We start from the raw sequence: 19,505 nt of genomic DNA on the forward strand, positions 1-19,505 counted from the left end.
AGCCCTGCACATGAGTGCAGGGCTTAATTTAATTACTGGAGAACCAATCAGTTCAGAGTAATTGTTGCGCTGTCGGCATTGCCGATAGCATTGGAAACTCTCTTGAAATCAAATCCGAGAGCTCTGAGGGCATGCCACAGATGACCTTGGATATAGAAGAAGCCCAAGTAGTAGTGGATGTTGGTCAACCAAGCACGTGATGTGTAGGTTCCTTCAGGAAGATTTGCAGTGTCAACCCAATAAGGGGAGATACTGAATTTGAGATCTAGAACTTCACCGAAGAATGTATCTGGATAAATGGTTGTGTTAGAAGCACACCAGAAGGCAGCAACTAAAGCCATCCAACCTACACCTGCAAGGGCCCATGAGAGCTGAGCTTCAGCACTAAGGATTCCTTTGCCTTTAAACGTGGTGTATTCACCAGCTTGCTTGGTAACAATGTGCCAAAGGCCACCAGACATCATAAACAATGCGAGGAAGGCATGGCCGCCCATTACATCTTCCAGGCTATTAATAGCTAGGAAATTAAACTGAGCATTCCATACCATGCCAATGTTCAGGTTTGGTACTACAGTTCGTACTACCCCTTCTGCATTGTCATACAAGCCGTAATACTTAGCCCATTCAACAAATTGAACGTTGCCAAGTCCTAATAGGAATAGGTGATGACCAAGAATAAAGGTCAACTTGTCTGGATCATCCCACTTAAAGTCAAACTTTCTAGCCCACTTAACTCCCATTTCGCCAATGTCTCCATTGAATAGAAGGGAGTGCATAAGTCCGCCAGCTGCATAAACCATGGATAGGACCAGGTGCAGGACTGCCGTCACAACAATTGGGTAAGTATCAGTTATGACACCACCATCACCGACGCCTATTCCGAGAGTTGCCAGATGAGGGAGGGCAACCAGAGGCTGATGCCCCATGGGGACTGAGGGGTCATAACGGGAAAGTTCAAATAAGGTGAACGATCCTGCCCAGAAGGCCATCAAACCCGTGTGGGCAATATGCGCTGCCAGGAATTTTCCTGATCGATTTGTAGTTCCAGCATTTCCTGCCCACCACCCATAGGTGGGGTTAGGATTTCCATAAGTTTGCACGAGAACGGAGCAAGAGAAACGCCAGCAGCATTATGAACCTTTACTAAGGGATTCACCTAGAACCTGTAACAACACTCCACTTGAGCAGGAAAATAGTGCTAATTACCTAGGTGTTTATGCTAAAAAAAAGTGATTTTTAGGCATAATTACTTACTGTCAATCAATTTACTGGCACAATCTGCTGACAATTAGAGGAGGGTCTTGCTAAGGGGCACACATCTCACAATCCACTCAGAAGGCCTGCCATGGTTCAGGCAAGATCAAGTCATGTGGGATTAGGCCTTGCAGGTCAAGAAAATAAAGTGCGTATTTTGCTCGAGATTCAGTTCAACCATTTCCAGAGGTGCCAAACACTCGCTGGAAATCGATTCCCCAACCGTTTGAGAATCAGCTTTTGTCATCAGTCACTTTCTATGCGTGTCTTAACAACGCTATAAAGAAGCATCTGATCTGATTCCGAGAAAATCCACTTGTGGCACTTCAATAATCTGTTGAAAACAGCCAAGCTAATGAGTAAGCCTCACTTAGTTCATGGTGGATCTTTAGCTAAATAAGGGTAAAAAAATTCATCAGGTTTCAGCTCATCAAGGAAAACCCCTTCAGATTCTGAAATGGACAGTTCCAGCTCATCAGCAAAGATCGATCTAACATTAACCCTGCCAAAATGACTTACTAGTAAGGAGACTCAAATTACGAAGTTGTCTGCATAGTTATGAAGGGGTAAATCTCTTGGATAGCAAGGGAAAAGCCAAAGGGATTCATTCAGTTCCTTTGCTTGGATGCTTCTTATAAAAAAAATCAATTCAATAAACATGATTAGAAAACCAATATTAGTCACTATTCCAATCAGGGTCTTTCACGAAGCAAGGAATAGAAAAAGTGTATGGCTCATTTATTCTCTACACTCAATTTTTTTTACCAAGTAAGGTTATTTATTACCTTTGGTGAGGAGGGTTATCAATGCGCCAAACAACCAACTTGAAGTAAGGATAGCAAGCACCACTGCGGCAATCGTAAGGGTGCTTGGAGCACCCGCTTCGTTCAATAAATGCATTTCATTTCAGCTCCGATCGATTTCGAATGGCTTTGCTCAACATCACAGCAATAAACGGAATGTGAATTGCATACTTCTGCAATTTGATCCTCTCCTCCAGACTTACTGCTTCCCCAGTGGCTAAGCGATCAATGATTTCCTTGACTCGATTAAGGGTAACTGTAGTAAGCGAGCGAACAGCCATTACTTTAATCAGGTGTGCACCACTACACAAATCTCGCCACAAATCCACTAAGTTGCAACCAAGTCTCAACAAAAAGATGGGCTCGTAAGCACCGAGACTCTCTTACGGCCTAGCAATGGATCACGGGACTATATCCGCACCCTCTTGAAACTACCCAAACACGATGCTGATGAGATCAATCTGAGCGGGCTCCTCAGACTTCCCTCATCGTAAGCGAAGCCTCCTCAACAGACCAAACCGCAATTAGGCAAAGGATCAGCCCTACTCCTTTGCGGTACAAGAGCACAGTTCATGCAACTCTCAGGACAAAGATTCACGAATGCATTGTCCGAATTTTTCCCACTGAAGGTCGGTCATGTTGTCGGTTCCAAATGGGATGCCAATTTGCTTTGAACAAAGAACTCTGCGCGACTCTGCTTTAGCGTTCATCTGTTGGGGATATTGGTCCTGAATGCATATTCCCATTGCAACTAAAAGACATGTGACGGCGAGCTGTGATTTCATCTTTTGGATAGCGTGAGGGCTCTATGCCCGTTGTCTACCAGCCTGATTTCATTAAGTAGAAGAAGCCTTGAGGCCTCTCACTGATCTTAGTGATCTTGCTCACATGATCGGTTGAACAAGAAGAATGCAAGGTCTCCCCTTTGATAGATCTTTTGAAGCCCCCATCTCAAGGCAAATTATTAGCTTCAGAAGCTTTGCTCTTTGAGCCTGATTAGAACACCAAAAACCCCATGGGAAAGTCATTTACTGTTAGGGGAATTCGTAAACCTTTGAGGCATTACTACGAAGACTTCAGATCTCTAGAAATCAAGCGCATCATTCTTCTACCACTCCGCCTTAAAATTATTTTCAACTATACACAGCAATTGATCTTGCATGGATTGGCAAAATCCGCATCGAATTGGATCCAGACTCACAGCTGAGCACAGTTCCGAATAGCTCATGCCTACAACAGTGAGGATTGACAAAAAAACAGCTCTAAGTCATTTGGCTGACTCTTTCGACTTCGATTTTCTAGCCGACTTGCTTTCTAACAGTTCGAGTAGAGCTTCCAACTGGGCCATAGCAGCTCGAACATCACCAGGCTCAGGGAGCACTGTTTCTTCAAGCACCCCTGCATGCATGACCCGCAAGGCCTTGCGGAGGCCCTGAAGCTTGGCCTTGACCTCTTCACGTTTCTCACTCGCTGTAGACATCGAGAAACTCTTTTTCGATAACAAGCCAGCACTTTGTCGGAAAGTGTGTCGTCTCACACTCATGAGCACAAATACGCAACAGAGTGCATTTGTCCACCAGAACCGAGAACTGGATTGAAAAACGAGCTACACCATGGGTCGGTAAAAGGGGAAAGAAGCTATTCCCTGGGCTATGACGTTGAAATAGCCATTGACCCCGACAAGCCAATCAAAGAAGAAGTGGCAAGAACCTTCGAAGAGGCGACGCAACTCAAGCCAGTCCTCATCGAAAATCCACTCGTAGCAATCGACGCATCAAGCTGGAGCTGGGTCGTCGAAGATGACGAAGATAGTGACGAATTCCTAGTTGTCTTCAAGAAAGTCGCTCAGGAGTGACAAGGCACGCACGAATTTTGCAAGCTGACCACAACAAGCTCAACAAAACCACCATCACAGTGTTCAAACTCAAAAGGGCCAAAGCTTTTTGGCCCTAGCCCCTTGTTGTGATTGAGATGGGTCGTCTGCGATTCGAACGCAGGGCCAGCCGGTTTAAAAAGCCGGATGAAAACCCTGAGATGCGCTGCTAGAACTAAACAGTATTAAAAAAATTACACGTCCATTTCCACGAATGCGCTCCCCTCCCCCCTCAGCCAAAGGGGTTTATCCCGTTGCCTTAGTATTCCGAAGCCGCTTAAGCCAGGTATTTAAACCTATTAAAGGTTTGGGCTTGGGATATGGCACTCAAGCTGGGGGAGCTAAAGACCAGAGTGGATCTGAACAAGAGCCGAGAACTGGATCAACAAACGAGTCAAGGATGATCGAAAAAAATCAAATGACTCAACTCCCAGGACTATGACGTTGAAATAGCCATTGCCCCCGACAAGCCAATCAAAGAAGAAGTGGCAAGAACCTTCGAAGAGGCGACGCAACTCAAGCCAGTCCTCATCGAGAATCCACGAGTAGCTCTCGACGCATACAGCTGGAGCTAGGTCATCGAAGATGACGAAGACAGTGGCGAATTCCTAGTGGTCTTTAAAAATCCTCCCAGGAATGTCAGGTCATGAGTTTTACTTCTTCGACTTCTTCGCTGACTTGGGTTCAAGTACTTCAAGCAGCTCTTCCAATTTGGTCATCGAGGCACGCACCTCGCCGGGTTCGGGCATCGTGCTTTCCTCCATCACTTTCGAATGGATCTCCCGCAATTCCTTGCGCAGAATTTGGAGCTTGCTTTTGATGTCCTCACGTTTTTCAGCGGCTGTCGCCATTGTTCCTTTTAATACAACTTTGCCCTCAAGCTAAGGGTTGATCCTTCCTATCCCCTGCCTAAGTCCTTATCACAATGCGCGACATGAGCCGATTCCCAACGAAGACATCCGAAGTCTTTGATGGCTCTTCAGGGCAAGAAAAAAGCCAGTGACTTCAAGGGTTTTCCCTGAGATCAACTGGCCTGACTGAAGTGGGTCGCCTGCGATTCGAACGCAGGACCAGTCGGTTAAAAGCCGAATGCTCTACCGCTGAGCTAGCGACCCGCCCTTTGGGCATGCCATTCAGGCACGCATGAAAATTATCATGCAGCCTATCGAGCAAAAAGGACACCTTGGCAAAGTATCCATGCAGCCACCGCATCAACTGAAGATTAAGGACCTAAAGTGATTGATGAAAATTCGATCAGCTGCTGAGGCCAAGCATGCTTGGCCTCATGTAAGTCCGTAGAATCGGTTCTCTGCAAAATCCACTAAGCGATCAGCCCCCTCATGATTCTCATCGTTCTCCTCCCTATTTTACTTGCCGCCACCTGGGCCTTTATCAACATCCGCGGTGCTGCTTTAAAGCAACAGGGCTTGGGGCTTGTCAGCAAAAACAAAGGCTAAAAATCCGCAATGGCCATCCCAAATGGCCACTGCCTAAGCTCGAGTTCAGGCCAAATGCCGAATGACCTGAACTCTTGAGTTCCCTCCCTACTGTGCTTGTCATAGGAGCCGGCCTGGCTGGCTCAGAAGCTGCTTGGCAAATAGCACAAGCAGGCGTGCCTGTCAGGCTGATAGAGATGCGGCCGATCAAGCACTCACCAGCTCACTACAGCAGTGAATTCGCAGAGCTGGTCTGCAGTAATAGCTTTGGCGCTCTGAGTAGCGATCGTGCTGCCGGCCTACTCAAGGAAGAGCTGCGCCGGCTGGGCTCAATCGTGATCCGCACAGCCGACAGCCACGCCGTACCTGCTGGTGGTGCACTAGCTGTCAATAGGGCTTCCTTCAGTGCATCCCTTACCAAAGAACTCTCTGCCCATCCACTAATCACGATCGAGCGCCACGAGCAGGAACACCTTCCAGGTGAAGGACAAATCACTGTGCTGGCAACGGGTCCTCTGACCAGTGAATTGCTTGCAGAAAACCTACGCACCTTCACCGGCCGTAGCGAATGCCACTTCTTTGATGCCGCCAGTCCAATTATCGAAGGCGAAAGTATCGATCTCACGCTGGCATTTCGGGCAAGCCGCTACGACAAAGGTGACGCTGACTACATGAATTGCCCGATGGACAAAGGGCAATACCTTGCCTTTCGGGAGGCACTGCTCAATGCTGAGCAAGCCGAGCTCAAAGAGTTCGATAAGGAATCTGCCAAGTTTTTCGAGGGCTGCCTACCAATCGAAGAGCTTGCTCGTCGCGGCGAAGACACAATGCGCTACGGCCCACTCAAACCAATCGGACTCTGGGATCCCCGTTGGGGCGATCTCAATGATCGAGACGTGCGTCGCTCCAAGCGGGCTTATGCAGTTGTGCAACTGCGCAAAGAAGATCACGAGGGTCGTCTCTGGAATCTGGTGGGCTTTCAGACCAATCTCAAATGGAGCGAACAAAAGCGAGTCCTAAAAATGATTCCAGGCCTGCACCAGGCTGAATTCGTGCGTTTTGGGGTCATGCACCGCAATACCTTTCTCGAAGCCCCGCAGCTACTTGAACCAACCCTGCAATTCAGCAAACGATCCAACCTCCTCGCTGCTGGACAGATCACCGGCACAGAGGGTTATACCGCTGCAGTAGCTGGAGGCTGGCTTGCTGGAAACAATGCAGCGAGATTGGCAATGGGTCTCAACACCATTACGCTCCCTTCCACAACAATGATCGGTGCCCTTACACACTTTGTGAGTGACAGCGACTGCTTTAGGGGCCGCAAAGGTGAGTTCCAGCCGATGCCCGCAAATTTCGGCCTTCTGCCAGAACTTGCCGAGCGAATCCACGCTAAACGCGCACGCTACGGTGCCTACCGAGATAGGGCGCTCACGATGCTTGAGGAAGCCCAGCAACAATGGGGCACGAGAAAGGCCCCTGTCCAGATAGGGAGTTCATCATCGTCTCGAGCAGGGCAAGCATCAAACTGATTCTTTAATCTCTCCAGCAATGCTGCCGCAAACTTCACAGTCAGAGTTGACGGGTTCAGAGTTGCATGCAAGCCCTTAGCGTCAAGCTGTTGAGACCATGCCATGGAACCTATCCGCATCGAAAAAGACGCAACACAGCCTTGGGATGCTGTGGTTATCGGTTCGGGCATCGGCGGCCTGGTCACCGCCAGTCAGCTAGCTGTCAAAGGTGCCAAGGTTCTTGTTCTGGAGAGCTACACAATCCCAGGTGGTAGTAGCGGCTCATTCCAGCGAGAGGGCTACACCTTTGATGTAGGTGCATCAATGATCTTCGGGTTCGGAGAAAAGGGATACACCAACCTGCTCACCCGAGCCTTGGCCGATGTGGGGGAGCACTGTGACACCCTGCCTGACCCCGCCCAACTCGCCTACCACCTTCCTGGAGGATTAGAGCTCGCAGTTGATCGGAAATACGAGCAGTTCATTGCTGATCTCACCGCACGCTTCCCCCACGAAGCGAAGGGGATCCGTCACTTTTACGACATCTGTTGGCAAGTGTTCAACTGCCTGGATGCAATGCCACTGCTATCGATCGAGGATCCCACTTATCTGGCCAAAGTTTTTTTCAAGTCCCCCCTGGCCTGTCTCGGTCTTGCGCGCTGGTTGCCCGTCAACGTGGGTGATGTAGCCAGGCGTCACATCAAAGACCCAGAACTGTTGCGGTTCATCGACATTGAATGCTTCTGCTGGTCAGTGATGCCTGCCGACCTCACACCGATGATCAATGCTGGCATGGTGTTTTCAGATCGCCATGCCGGTGGCATCAACTACCCCAGAGGAGGCGTTGGTGTGATAGCCCAAAAGCTCGTCAAAGGCATGCAACGTCATGGTGGTGAGATCCGCTACAAGGCAAGGGTCACACGAGTGGTGCTGAAAGATAACCGTGCTGTTGGTGTACAGCTAGCAAATGGAGAAATCATCCACGCCCGCAGGGTGATATCCAACGCCACTCGCTGGGACACATTCAGCGGTGAGGGGTCCAAACAGGCCCTGGTGGATGCAGAACACACACCCGCAGCGGAGCAGACCTGGCGACGCCGCTATGTGCCATCGCCATCCTTCCTCTCTCTTCACCTTGGAGTCCGTAACGAGGCCATTCCAGCCAACAGCCACTGCCACCATCTGCTCCTAGAAAGCTGGGATGAAATGGAGAGTGAACAGGGTGTCGCATTCGTCTCGATGCCGACTCTCCTGGATCCATCCCTGGCGCCAGAGGGGCATCACATCGTCCACGCCTTCACACCATCCTCAATGCAGGCATGGCAAGACCTAAGCCCTGCGACCTACAACAGCAAAAAGCAAGCTGATGCTGATCGTCTAATCAGGAAACTCGAAAAAATCCTGCCTGGCCTAAGTCAAGCCATCGTTCACCGAGAGGTGGGCACTCCTCGTAGCCATCGACGTTTCCTAGGACGATTTCAGGGTAGCTATGGGCCAATCCCCTCAAGTCGTTTACCAGGCCTTCTCACCATGCCCTTTAACCGCACTGGACTCAAAGGGCTTTATTGCGTCGGCGACTCTTGTTTCCCTGGCCAAGGCCTAAATGCAGTTGCTTTTAGTGGCTTTGCCTGCTCCCATCTCATCGGTGCCGATTTAGGGATCAACCCCTGGGCCCTGCCCAATTGAGCCATCTTCTAGAGATCTTCATAGAAGACAGTCGTTGCCAGAACGAACTTGAAGTACAAGACAGCAGCAGAAATTATTCCACGGTATGGCTAGCAAATCTCAATTGATGTCATCAGGAAATTAGCGCGGAAGCTCAAACTCAAAAATCTCTACAAACAATCACTCCCCCATGACAACAGCAACCACCCGATTAGCGGATTACAGGCCATATCCCTTCCAGATTCCTAACATTGAACTGGATGTTGTTGTCGAAGAACAGCACATCGTGATCTCCAGCTCCATGCAGATCGAGCCTGCCTTAACAAGCAAAGTTCCTTTAGTCCTTCAGGGGTTAGACCTGGAGTTGGACTCCATTGTTATAAACGGCAGTTCTGTACCAACGGATGCCTACAGCCTATCGAGCCGTGAGTTAGTTCTCCATCAGCCACCAATTCATCCTTTTGAGTTGAAGATCATCTGCCGAATTGATCCCTTCAGCAACACCTCACTAGAAGGGCTTTATGCCAGCGAGAGCATGCTCACAAGCCAATGTGAGGCAGAAGGCTTCCGTCGCATCTGCTTCCACCCTGATCGACCTGATGTGCTCAGTCGCTATCGAGTACGAATTGAGGCGGATCTGACGCGCTATCCAGTGTTGCTCTCTAACGGAAATCTTGTGAGCAAAGGGACTTTAGCCAAAGATCCAATGCGACATGAGGCAATTTGGGACGATCCCTATCCTAAGCCTGCCTATCTCTTTGCTTTGGTTGCAGGGGCACTTCAAGAAGTTCAAGCTCATTTCAAAACCACATCTGGACGCTCAGTTCTATTGCGTTTGCATGTTGAAAATGGAGACGAATCCTACACCTGTCACGCCTTGGATTCTCTGAAAAAAGCTATGGCCTGGGATGAAAAGGTCTATGGGCTGGAGTACGACCTGGATGAATACAACATTGTGGCAGTGCGTCACTTCAACATGGGTGCAATGGAAAATAAGAGCTTAAATATATTCAACTCAAAACTTGTATTGGCTGATTCCGAATGTGCCACCGATGGTGAACTTGAACGAATCGAAAGTGTTGTTGCTCATGAATATTTTCACAACTGGACTGGCAACCGTATCACCTGCAGGGACTGGTTTCAGCTCTCCCTAAAAGAAGGTCTCACTGTATTTCGGGATCAAAGCTTCACAGCGGATCTGCATTCAAAAGCAGTGAAGCGCATCGAGGATGTATCAATGCTGCGAAACACCCAATTTCGTGAAGATTCAGGCCCTACATCTCATCCAGTTAAACCTAGTGAGTACAAGGCAATTGATAACTTCTACACCACAACTATTTATGAAAAAGGTGCAGAGTTAATCCGCATGCTTCACACCCTGCTTGGGCAGCAACGCTTCATGGCAGGAATGGCGTTATATGTGCAGCGTTTTGATGGCACTGCTGCCACCACAGAAGATTTTATCCACTCCATTGCTGAAGGAGCCTGCGCAAATGGGGAACAACTTGGTTTTGATCTTGATCAATTTCAGCGTTGGTATCACCAAAGCGGAACTCCTCAAGTCTGCGTCAAACGCCACTGGGATTCTCAAGTCGGAACACTCACACTTGAGGTCAGCCAGTTCACACCACCAACTCCTGGTCAACCCTCAAAAGAACCTCTAGTCATTCCTATGGCCCTCGCCGTGATCGGCCCAAATGGACGAGTCGGCGAAGAGAAACTGGTTGTTTTGGACCAAGACACGCAGAACGTCTCACTAAGGGATCTACCAAGGCAAGCAAAGCCTCCAGCTCTATCGATATTTCGTCGTTTTTCAGCTCCGATCACGTTGCAGATGGACGTCTCAGTCGACGAATCGTTGCAGCTACTTGCTCTTGATGACGATCCCGTTGCTCGATGGGAAGCAGGCCAGAGATTATGGAGAAAGATCCTTTTAGCAAGGGCTCACAAGCAAGCTGACAATCCACTTGAAGAACGTTTAGCTCTAGCGCTAAATCAACTGATCACCAGTGGAGGGGAGAGTGATCCCTCTTTTCTGGCGATGTTATTTGGCATGCCAGGACTCGCTGAACTGGAGGCCGCCCAGGATGTCGCCGATCCATTGATGCTCTATCAGGTCTATCAATCACTCAAGTCATGGTTGGGAGTCAAGCTCTCAGATCCGCTCCAGAATCTGCTTGAACGTAGTCGATTGAATTGGAAGGCTCAATGGCCAGCTGGACAAGGTGAACGCATGCTCACAGGACTGACCTGGAGCTGGTTAGCTGCTGCTGGTGATCGCGAAGTTCGCAAGGAAGCAGTTGAAGCAGTCAACGGACCCTCGATGTCTTTGGCTCGAGCGGCCCTTCGGGCACTACAACCCGTTGAATGTACTGAGCGAGACGAAGCTCTCAAAAGCTTTTACGAGCGCTGGCAAGATCGACCAGTGATCCTAGATACCTGGTTTGCTCTGGAGGCATCCACTCCACGGTCAGATGGGCTTGAAAGAATCAAACAGTTACTAGATCATCCCCGCTTTGACCCAATGGCACCCAACGCGATCAGGGCTGTCCTTGGTGGTCTCGCTTCAAATCCTCCTGTATTTCACGCTATTGATGGAAGTGGTTACAACTTCATGGCTGATCAGCTCATCGCCATTGATCAACGCAACCCAATCACTGCTTCACGCATGGTGAAAGTGTTCAGTCGTTGGCAAACTTATGCTCCATCAAGGAAAGAGGCGATGCACCGGGCCATCGATCAACTGGCCAGTGCAGAGCTGTCTGCAAACACCAGAGAAGTGGTCACGCTCATGCAGCCAGAACACTAGAAACAAGCCTAGTTTTTCTTCTCATGCAATTGCTTGAACTGCCTGAGGCGCTGAATTCCACCCTCGATGCCAGCGTGCTGTCCCCAGAGCCCCTCCCAATAAAAATAAATCACTCCATGGCCGCGCTCAGCTGCCATTCGAACCTTTTCAGCCAAAACCGGCATGGGCGTGGTGCGTTTGCCGAATCCTGCTAACACGCCAATATGCACAGGGACACCCAATTGAGGTGCTTTGCGTAAGGCCGGCTGGTCGAGATCCTTCGCAAATCCCTTCAGTGAGTAGGCATAGTTCTGCACAACCAACTCGTCTATCAATTTGCCTACAGTCCAAAGCTCCCAGTCTTGAAGCCAGTTGTTGTAAGCAAATCTGAAAGGCCCAGGGGCAAGGCTGATGTTGACAGGTAGCTTTTCCTTCCCCAATGCTTGCCTCAGTTCTCTAAGCAAACCGGTCAGTTTCCGCCTTCTCCATTGCATCCAAAAGCGGTCGCTGTAGTCCCGGGGCGGAGAGGAGCCGGTTTCTTGTTGATAAAGAGCCACGGTGTAAGGGTCATAACCAAGCTGCACCGGCCAAGCAAAATGATCATCAAGCTGAACGCCATCCATCTTGCAGCGCTTCATGACCTCAATCACTACGCCAATGAATCGCGCACGAACCTCTGGATGGGCTGGATTAAGCCAAACCCGCTGGTGATTCCCATGCATCTTCACAACTGGGTTGCCATCAGCTCTGGCAAGAACCCAGTCGGGATGAAGCTTAACCACCTCTGCATCATCTGGCTCCATCAGCCCGTATTCAAACCATGGCACCACCTTCATGCCGCGGGCATGACCTTCTCTACTCAGGGTGCAAATAGGGTCGAGAGCCAAACCTGCTTTCTGAAGGGGCCCTTCTACAGGGGCATAGTTGCTGCGATGGAAGGTGGACCCCCGACTCCAAACATTGAGATAGAGCGCCGTAAAGCCTGCGCGATAGAGATCTTTCACCGCCTTATGCATCAAGTTACGGCTGTAATAAAGAGGGCTCGGACTATTGGTCATCCAAACACCAACAATCGGCAAGTGGTCACTTAAATGACGCAAGCTTGATTGGGCCACTGATGGGGGAGTTGATGCCTGCGCTGAAATTGCCCATGGTTGAGAAATCATCAACAACACAACCACTAACACTCTCAAGTAGGGATAGCGCCAGCAAAAGCTGAGTGCTGGCATAGTGTTATCAGGGCATGGCATATTTCTTGGCATGACGAGAGTTTCAACCAAAAACAGGATTTAAGCAAAGCGTGGAGAAGGGTTGAAGTTGTAGCGAAGCTATCTAGTACTGAAAAATGAGCATAAATAGCCTGCTTGCTAGCAAAGAAGCAAAAGAGATGAAAGAACAAAACCAATCGCACTTCATCGTTATTGAGCCCCTACATATCCTTGCTAACACTCAGACCACAACGCAATCCAAAAGGCATTGATCGCAACACGTGTTTTTGTCTGGCCTATGGGCAAAGGTCTACCTGAAGACCACGGTCAAACTTAGTCATGCTTTGCAGTGCTTCTGGTCAGATTTTTCCATGTGCATACGCGCAAGATAAAAAGGTCAACTTTTGGAGTTCTCGATGAACTTTTCCATACGTTCCAAAGCCCTTTGGCTGATTGCTTGTTTTGCCCTTGCTGGTTCGGCCTTTGTCGTCCGCGATGCTGACGCCAACAAAGGTGGTCAAAGTTTTGGAGCCAAACTTAGCGAAGCTCAGCAACAGAAGCTTTTTGAGACCCGCAAAGAATGGGAACTAAGTAGTGCCGACAATCGGATTGCCATCATCAACGCTTCCCAGAACTGTATTGATGCTGCCCAAACACCAGAAGCTTTTCGAAACTGTAAGCAGAAAGGACGGCAATCTCATAGAGCCTTAAAAGAGCAACGCCGCAAAAAGATCAATGCCACCCTAAAGAGCATGGGCTTAGAGCCTATGCAATCACACCTTAAGCATGGCCATCGCAAAGGCAGAGAAAACAATCAAAGAATTGGATCTAAGCTGAGATCAAATCAAGTTTAAAGCCTCAAAATTTGCTTCTTGTTTACTCCTTTAGATCAGTTAAGCTTGTATGGCTCCAGCTCTCTGAAATCCATGAGAGTTGGAGCCATACAAGCCACTTCCCTTTCCACGCAGATGTTCCGGCAGGAAAATACTGAGTCTCTGATCAGACTTCTCTAATCAAAGCAAGCAAGCGATTCATTCAACCTTGCAAGATTCATTGCTCGAACAAAACCAACTGTTCATGCATCCATTTAACTAGCATTCCTTCGTGAGTGTACCCAAAAAACTTCACTTCAACAAGAGTCACATTACTGGAAGGCCTGCTTGGAGATGTTCAACTGTTCTTGGCCTAAACTTAGCCAATCTCTAACTAAAAAAACATACAGACACGCTTTCTTCATGGCTGTGTTGTTTACTTCCTAGAACTGTGTTCCATCTGCCGTTGTCTTTCAGCAAAACGAATACGGTCCGTATCACTAAATTGATCCACGCAGTGGCGACACTGAACACCAGGTCGATAACTATTCATCGCCTGATCCTCAGGGGTGAGGGGCATTCCACAGGCATGACAAAGACGATGAACACCAGGTGAAAGCTGATGATTCAAAGCCACACGTTGATCAAAAACAAAACACTCTCCTTGCCAGCGACTTTCAGCTTGGGATACCTGCTCAAAATAACGAAGAATGCCACCACGAAGATGATGGACGTTAGTAAAGCCCTTCTCAATCAGATAAGACGTAGCCTTCTCACAGCGAATGCCACCTGTGCAATACATGGCTATTCGTGCTGAAGGTTGTGCTTTAACCATTGAACGCAACTGCTGTTCAACCCAAGCAGGAAAGTCGCGGAAGCAGTTCGTTTGGGGGTTTATTGCTCCTTTAAATTCCCCAATCGCAATCTCATAGTCATTTCGCGTATCGATCAAGAGAGTATCTGGATCATCAATTAGATCATTCCATTCATGAGCGTCCACATAAGTCCCCACCGTCTTTGATGGATTCAGCCCGGCAAGACCCATGGTCACAATCTCTGCCTTACGGCGAACCTTGAAGCGACGAAAAGCCTGCTCAGGCGTCCAGCTAATTTTCAGCTCAAACAAACCATCGATCAAATCGCGTTCTAACCTCTCAAGCAAAGCTCTAACACCATCAACCGATCCACATATCGTTCCATTCACCCCTTCCTCTGCTAACAGAACAGTTCCCATCAGTTGATGTTCATCCCCAAGGCTCAGCAGATCCTGCAATAAGCAGGCAATAGTGACCTCAGGCCAAGCAGTAAAGGAATAGAAAGTCGCTACCTGAAATAGATCTGCAGAGGTCTGATCATCTTGCAGATTCATTCGTCACTCTCCTCCCAATTCGCATGAACTCCTGCCTGAGAGAGAAGTTCGCGATCAGTTTTTACATCAGGATTGCTGGTAGTTAGCAAACTATCGCCGTAAAAGATCGAATCAGCTCCCGCTTGGAGACAAAGGATCTGAGCCTCTCGGCCAAGCTGCTCACGCCCTGCGCTTAGACGCACACGACTGCGAGGCATCAGAATTCGAGCCGTCGCAACCATGCGCACCATCTCTAAAGGATCCACCGCAGGGAGGTCCTGCAATGGCGTGCCCTCCACTGCCACCAGACCATTAATAGGAACACTCTCAGGATGAGGGTTGATATTGGCTAGTACACAAAGAAGAGAGGCTCGATCCAGCGTTGATTCCCCCATCCCAATGATGCCCCCACAGCAAAGCGTGATGCCAGCTGAACGAACCTTCTGAAGGGTTTCGATTCGCTCCTGGTATGTGCGCGTTGTGATGATCTGGTCGTAGTACTCAGGGCTGGTATCGAGATTGTGGTTGTAGGCAGTCAATCCCGCATCTGCCAACCGAGAAGCCTGCTTTTCAGTCAGCATGCCGGCAGTAACACAGGCCTCTAGTCCCAACTCCCGTACACCACTCACCATCGCAAGCATGGCTTCAAACTGGGCACCATCTCTGATCTCCCGCCAAGCCCATCCCATGCAGAAGCGATCCGCACCAGCATCTTTGGCGGCCCGTGCGCGCTCAAGCACTGTTTGGATCTGAACCACTAGATCGGGCTGCCCTTCAACATCACTACTGTTGTGCATGGACTGGGGGCAATAAGCGCAGTCCTCCTGGCATCCTCCCGTCTTCACGCTGAGCAAAGAAGCCAGCTGAACCCGGTAGCCAGGATTTGCCGTCCGATGCACAAGCTGGGCCTGCCAGAGCAAGTCCATAAGTGGTCGCTCCAAGAGTTCCTGCACCTCATCCACTGTCCAGTCATAACGATGAACATCGGGTTCAAAGGTGTGATCCTTGGCAATAAGCACGGTCATGGAACGACTGAAGCCAACGGTCAAGATCCCAGATGATTCGCTGCGATTGGATCCAAACCGCCGAAACGACGACAGCGTGACTGGTAATCAAAAAGAGCCTTTGTCAAAGCTACTTCATCAAAATCAGGCCAGCACACATCGGTGACGTGAATTTCTGCATAGGCGAGTTGCCAGAGCAGAAAATTACTGATCCGTCGCTCACCACTGGTGCGGATCAGAAGGTCTGGATCAACCTCACCAGCCGTGAGCAACTCAGCCTCGAAACTGTTCTCATCAATCAAAGTGGGATCAAGATCCCCTCTTGCAGCGCGTTGTGCAAGTTTCTGTGCCGCCAGCACCAGTTCACGTCGGCCACCGTAATTGGTACAAACATTGAAGTGAATGCCATTGTTCCGAACAGTGAGCTCGGTGGCCTCACTGATCAATGCCTGCAGACCTGATGGGAGACCCTCAAGGTCTCCCAGGAAACGAATCCGTACCTTTTCACGCTCAAGTGACTCCAACTCTCTCTGAAGCACACGCTCAAACAGAGTCATCAAGAAATTCACCTCATCTCCAGGACGAGACCAATTCTCCGTAGAAAAGGCATAAGCCGTAAGGGCACCAATGCCCCAGTCACTGCAAAGACGAAGGGTTCTCTTGAGAGCTTCTACGCCAGCTCGATGGCCAACCATCCTAGGCAGGCCCCTGGCCTTGGCCCAGCGTCCATTCCCATCCATAATCACAGCCACATGGTTAGGCAGCCGATAGGGATCAAGCCCCGAGGGACATGCACAGACCTTTGGATGGCCTGAACTAGTGGCCGAACGGCGGCTCACGGGAGTGGTTCCTCGCTAGAGCTGCTCACGCTAAGCCTGGATGAAGCTTGTGTAGCAACAGCCGAAGCTTTGACTGGACTAGAGGCACCCTTTGTAGCCGCTGCTCCTGATGAAGAAGCGATCAACTCCTTAAGCAAATCCTGCAGACGACTACTGGTGATGGGCCGTTCAAGCCGGCCCTGACTTGCAAGGGACAATGTTCCAGTCTCTTCGGAAACCACCACACAAATACAGCGGTCAAAACGTTCTGTTATCCCCAAGGCTGCTAAATGTCTCGTGCCATAACGGCTGATGCCCTGCCGCGAGAGAGGCAGAATGACACCAGCAGAAACGATCCGATTCCCCTTCACAAGTACTGCCCCGTCATGGAGGGGCGTATCAGATGCAAAAAGATTCAGCAGCAACTCACTACTTAGCTGGGCATCAATCAGCACACCAGGGTTAAGGAAGTCTTCTGGACGAAGATCACTACCCATATCAACAACAACCAATGCTCCACGGCGGCTCTGAGATAAGCGTCCAGCCGCCTCAGTAAGCTGGGCAACGGTGCTCGCGGTGGCCCGTAGCTCGTTCTGAGGATTGCCAAGGAGAACGGCCAGGCGACCTGTTCCCAGTAATTCCATCAAACGTCTCAGTTCCCCCTGCCAAAGGATCGCTAATGACAAAGAACAAGCCAAAACCAGCGCATCCACCAACTTTGAAGTGAGCGGAAGATTTTCAAAGCGCTGCACAAACCAGGCCAAGGCAACCAAAAAGAGGTAACCCCTCAACAACCAAAGGGTGCGCCGCTCATTGACCCTAGAAAAAAGCAAGACGCCAAGGGCCGAAGCAAACAAAACATCAAGCAGGCGCGGATCTACCACCCCCCACAAGTTCACTCCCACTCCCCATCCTTGCCCCCTCAGCCTAACGCTACAAATCGTTCCGGCATAACGTCATATCGCAGAAGATCTTCTGGCTGCTCCCGCCTCTGCACCAACTCCGAGTGGCCTGAATGAACAAGGACCGCTGCAGGTCGTGGGATGCGGTTGTAGTTAGAACTCATTGAGACGTTGTAAGCCCCTGTCGCAAACACGACCAAGACTTCTCCACTGCTGGCATATGGCAAGGCAAGGTCCTTAAGCAGAACGTCCCCAGATTCACAATGCTTGCCAACCAGAGTGATCGTCTCGTCTGGCGAGGCCAAAGGGCGGTCAGCAAGGCAAGCCGTATAGAGAGATTGATACGTGATTGGGCGGGGGTTGTCACTCATGCCTCCATCGACAGAAAGATAGGTGCGCAGCCCTGGGATGGTCTTGCGTGATCCAACCCGATAAAGGGTGACTCCGGCAGCAGCGACCAGAGATCGACCCGGCTCACACATCAACCGGGGCAAATCCAGGTTGCGAGAACGACAGGCTTGATTCACTGCCTCGGCAACCACCTTGACCCAGTTGTCAATTGAAGGTGGATCATCAGAGCTGACATATCTGACACCTAGGCCTCCTCCAACGTTGAGATCCATGACTGGATGACCCAGGCGCCTAGCAAGTTGCAGAGCACCAGCCATCACATCTGCCAGATCCTGATGAGGTTCCAATTCAAAGATCTGCGATCCAATATGAGCGTGGAGTCCCGTTAACCGTGCCCAGGGACAGCCGAGTAAATGATTCAGAACCGATTCAAGCTGATCTGGATCAAAACCAAACTTGCTATCAAGATGGCCGGTGCGGATGTACTCATGGGTATGGCATTCGATGCCCGGAGTGAAACGCAACATCAAGTTTGCAGGATCTGCCCCAACCGGCACCAGTTGTGAGAGGCGATCTAAATCATGCTGATTATCAGCAACGATTGTGACGCCATTGCGATAGGCAAGCAGCAGCTCCTGATCAGATTTGTTGTTGCCATGAAGCACAATGCAATCGCCTGGCACACCTCCCTTCAAAGCGGTAAGCAACTCACCTGCTGAGACCACATCCAGCCCAAAACCTTCTGAAGCCACCAGGCTGCTCATCATCAATGAGCTATTGGCCTTAGAGGCATAGATAGGAAGAGATGGACCTGGATAGTGACGCTGCAATGCCCCACGGTAAGACTGACAAGCTGCCCTCAAAGTGGCTTCATCAAGCACATAGAGAGGGGTGCCATAGCACTCAGCCAATTCGCTCAGTTGACAGCCTCCTACGATCAAGCGTGATTGCGCATCAAGTTCGGTTGTAATCGGAGCAAGGTTGCAATTGGGGCTAAGGAGATCCCGCCCAGGCTCATAGGGGCTGGATGAAATCATGGCAATGGACGAGGAAATTAGTTAGAGGGATCAATGTAGAGATCAATCCCCCCAAGGAGGGGGTTAGGCATGTTGAAGCAAGACATCCCAGCAATGGAAGTCATCCATCTAGGGCCGGAACAGATCAATGGGTGCATGGAGCTGAATCAACTCGCACTCAATGGACTCTGGAGCAAACAGCAATGGATTCAGGAATTGATCGATTCCCGCAGTCTCTGCATGGGAGTGCTCAAGTCTTCAACACTGCTTGCTTTGGCCTGTGGCTGGCTAGTGGTAGACGAACTTCATCTCACCGCAATAGGCGTTCATCCTCAACATCGCAGAAAGGGCCTAGCCCGTCTGCTGCTATCAAAGTTGCTCGAGCAAGGGCAACTAACTGGAGCCATCCACGCCACACTCGAAGTTGCCAGAAACAATTCGGCGGCCAGAGGGCTTTACGAAAGCTGCGGATTCAAGACAGCAGGATGTCGTCATCACTATTACAGCAACGGCCAAGATGCTCTGATTCAGTGGCGAAGCTTAGAGAAGAAGGCTGAGCCAAGACAAAAGATTTGAATAAGTACGGATTACCGTCCGGAAAATACAACGAAGACAAACATCTTAGCTACTTTGTTGTTACTATTGAAACCACTAACTCCCTTGCAGTACAGGGACTAGGTCAAATAATCCAACACCTCACATTCCAACACCAACCCTGA

At 49.8% G+C, this 19,505-nt stretch carries 17 protein-coding genes and 1 tRNA gene; 7 read left to right on the forward strand and 11 right to left on the reverse strand.

The window, feature by feature from the left end; genetic code table 11:
• Window positions 1–47 precede the first annotated feature (47 nt).
• The 3 genes from PMIT1303_RS05815 to PMIT1303_RS05825 all read right to left on the reverse strand — a co-directional run bounded on the left by PMIT1303_RS05815 (window position 48) and on the right by PMIT1303_RS05825 (window position 3,537).
• The gene (locus tag PMIT1303_RS05815) at window positions 48–1,100 is read right to left on the reverse strand and encodes a chlorophyll a/b binding light-harvesting protein (protein WP_011130418.1); all 1,053 of its coding nucleotides are present in this window, start codon (window positions 1,098–1,100) and stop codon (window positions 48–50) included.
• Between the two features lie 1,055 nt (window positions 1,101–2,155).
• Window positions 2,156–2,338: a hypothetical protein gene (locus PMIT1303_RS13980; protein ID WP_063397998.1), complete on the reverse strand. Its 183-nt coding sequence runs from the start codon at window positions 2,336–2,338 to the stop codon at window positions 2,156–2,158.
• A gap of 986 nt (window positions 2,339–3,324) precedes the next feature.
• Complete coding sequence (locus PMIT1303_RS05825) at window positions 3,325–3,537, reverse strand: hypothetical protein (protein ID WP_041374750.1); 213 nt, start codon at window positions 3,535–3,537, stop codon at window positions 3,325–3,327.
• Between the two features lie 114 nt (window positions 3,538–3,651).
• Here PMIT1303_RS05825 and PMIT1303_RS05830 point away from each other — a divergent pair, with 114 nt between their 5' ends.
• Window positions 3,652–3,912, forward strand: coding sequence for a hypothetical protein (locus PMIT1303_RS05830; RefSeq protein ID WP_011825659.1), 261 nt, complete (start codon window positions 3,652–3,654; stop codon window positions 3,910–3,912).
• A gap of 671 nt (window positions 3,913–4,583) precedes the next feature.
• Here PMIT1303_RS05830 and PMIT1303_RS05835 read toward each other — a convergent pair.
• On the reverse strand, window positions 4,584–4,781 hold the full coding sequence (locus PMIT1303_RS05835) for a hypothetical protein (protein ID WP_063397915.1): 198 nt from the start codon (window positions 4,779–4,781) through the stop codon (window positions 4,584–4,586).
• Window positions 4,782–4,973: 192 nt separating this feature from the next.
• Window positions 4,974–5,045 (reverse strand) — tRNA-Lys (locus PMIT1303_RS05840).
• A gap of 225 nt (window positions 5,046–5,270) precedes the next feature.
• Here PMIT1303_RS05840 and PMIT1303_RS05845 point away from each other — a divergent pair.
• From PMIT1303_RS05845 to pepN, 4 genes are all read left to right on the forward strand, one after another.
• Window positions 5,271–5,387, forward strand: a complete 117-nt coding sequence (locus PMIT1303_RS05845; RefSeq protein ID WP_011130420.1) for a photosystem II protein Y — start codon at window positions 5,271–5,273, stop codon at window positions 5,385–5,387.
• 74 nt (window positions 5,388–5,461) lie between these two features.
• Window positions 5,462–6,895 carry an FADH(2)-oxidizing methylenetetrahydrofolate--tRNA-(uracil(54)-C(5))-methyltransferase TrmFO gene (gene trmFO / locus PMIT1303_RS05850; RefSeq protein WP_063397916.1) on the forward strand — a complete coding sequence of 478 codons (1,434 nt, stop codon included), beginning with the start codon at window positions 5,462–5,464 and terminating at the stop codon, window positions 6,893–6,895.
• A 102-nt stretch (window positions 6,896–6,997) separates the two neighbouring features.
• A complete protein-coding gene (crtH, locus tag PMIT1303_RS05855) occupies window positions 6,998–8,560 on the forward strand; it encodes a carotenoid isomerase (RefSeq protein WP_011130423.1) in 1,563 nt (520 codons plus the stop codon).
• A 169-nt stretch (window positions 8,561–8,729) separates the two neighbouring features.
• On the forward strand, window positions 8,730–11,348 hold the full coding sequence (gene pepN, locus PMIT1303_RS05860) for an aminopeptidase N (RefSeq protein WP_063397917.1): 2,619 nt from the start codon (window positions 8,730–8,732) through the stop codon (window positions 11,346–11,348).
• Window positions 11,349–11,356: 8 nt separating this feature from the next.
• Here the strand turns inward: pepN and PMIT1303_RS05865 are convergent, their stop codons facing one another.
• Complete coding sequence (locus tag PMIT1303_RS05865; RefSeq protein WP_063397999.1) at window positions 11,357–12,589, reverse strand: glycoside hydrolase family 10 protein; 1,233 nt, start codon at window positions 12,587–12,589, stop codon at window positions 11,357–11,359.
• 362 nt (window positions 12,590–12,951) lie between these two features.
• Here PMIT1303_RS05865 and PMIT1303_RS05870 point away from each other — a divergent pair, with 362 nt between their 5' ends.
• Window positions 12,952–13,389, forward strand: coding sequence for a hypothetical protein (locus tag PMIT1303_RS05870; protein ID WP_063397918.1), 438 nt, complete (start codon window positions 12,952–12,954; stop codon window positions 13,387–13,389).
• Between the two features lie 394 nt (window positions 13,390–13,783).
• Here PMIT1303_RS05870 and PMIT1303_RS05875 read toward each other — a convergent pair whose 3' ends face one another.
• Genes PMIT1303_RS05875 through lysA form a run of 5 tightly spaced genes read right to left on the reverse strand, consistent with a single transcriptional unit; the run spans window position 13,784 to window position 18,807 of the window.
• The gene (locus tag PMIT1303_RS05875) at window positions 13,784–14,716 is read right to left on the reverse strand and encodes a rhodanese-related sulfurtransferase (RefSeq protein WP_063397919.1); all 933 of its coding nucleotides are present in this window, start codon (window positions 14,714–14,716) and stop codon (window positions 13,784–13,786) included.
• A complete protein-coding gene (bioB, locus tag PMIT1303_RS05880; RefSeq protein ID WP_063398000.1) occupies window positions 14,713–15,720 on the reverse strand; it encodes a biotin synthase BioB in 1,008 nt (335 codons plus the stop codon). The genes PMIT1303_RS05875 and bioB overlap by 4 nt, the downstream gene beginning before the upstream one ends.
• 20 nt (window positions 15,721–15,740) lie before the next feature.
• Entirely contained in the window at window positions 15,741–16,538 is a 798-nt protein-coding gene (gene uppS / locus PMIT1303_RS05885; protein WP_063397920.1) for a polyprenyl diphosphate synthase, read from the reverse strand.
• Window positions 16,535–17,416, reverse strand: coding sequence for a diadenylate cyclase CdaA (gene cdaA, locus PMIT1303_RS05890; protein ID WP_011825649.1), 882 nt, complete (start codon window positions 17,414–17,416; stop codon window positions 16,535–16,537). Before cdaA ends, uppS begins: the two co-directional genes overlap by 4 nt.
• A gap of 23 nt (window positions 17,417–17,439) precedes the next feature.
• On the reverse strand, window positions 17,440–18,807 hold the full coding sequence (gene lysA, locus PMIT1303_RS05895; RefSeq protein ID WP_063397921.1) for a diaminopimelate decarboxylase: 1,368 nt from the start codon (window positions 18,805–18,807) through the stop codon (window positions 17,440–17,442).
• A gap of 69 nt (window positions 18,808–18,876) precedes the next feature.
• Here lysA and PMIT1303_RS05900 point away from each other — a divergent pair, with 69 nt between their 5' ends.
• Entirely contained in the window at window positions 18,877–19,362 is a 486-nt protein-coding gene (locus PMIT1303_RS05900) for a GNAT family N-acetyltransferase (protein ID WP_063397922.1), read from the forward strand.
• Window positions 19,363–19,505: the final 143 nt, after the last annotated feature.

This window comes from Prochlorococcus sp. MIT 1303, from assembly GCF_001631965.1.
Taxonomy (GTDB): Bacteria; Cyanobacteriota; Cyanobacteriia; order PCC-6307; family Cyanobiaceae; genus Prochlorococcus; species Prochlorococcus marinus_D.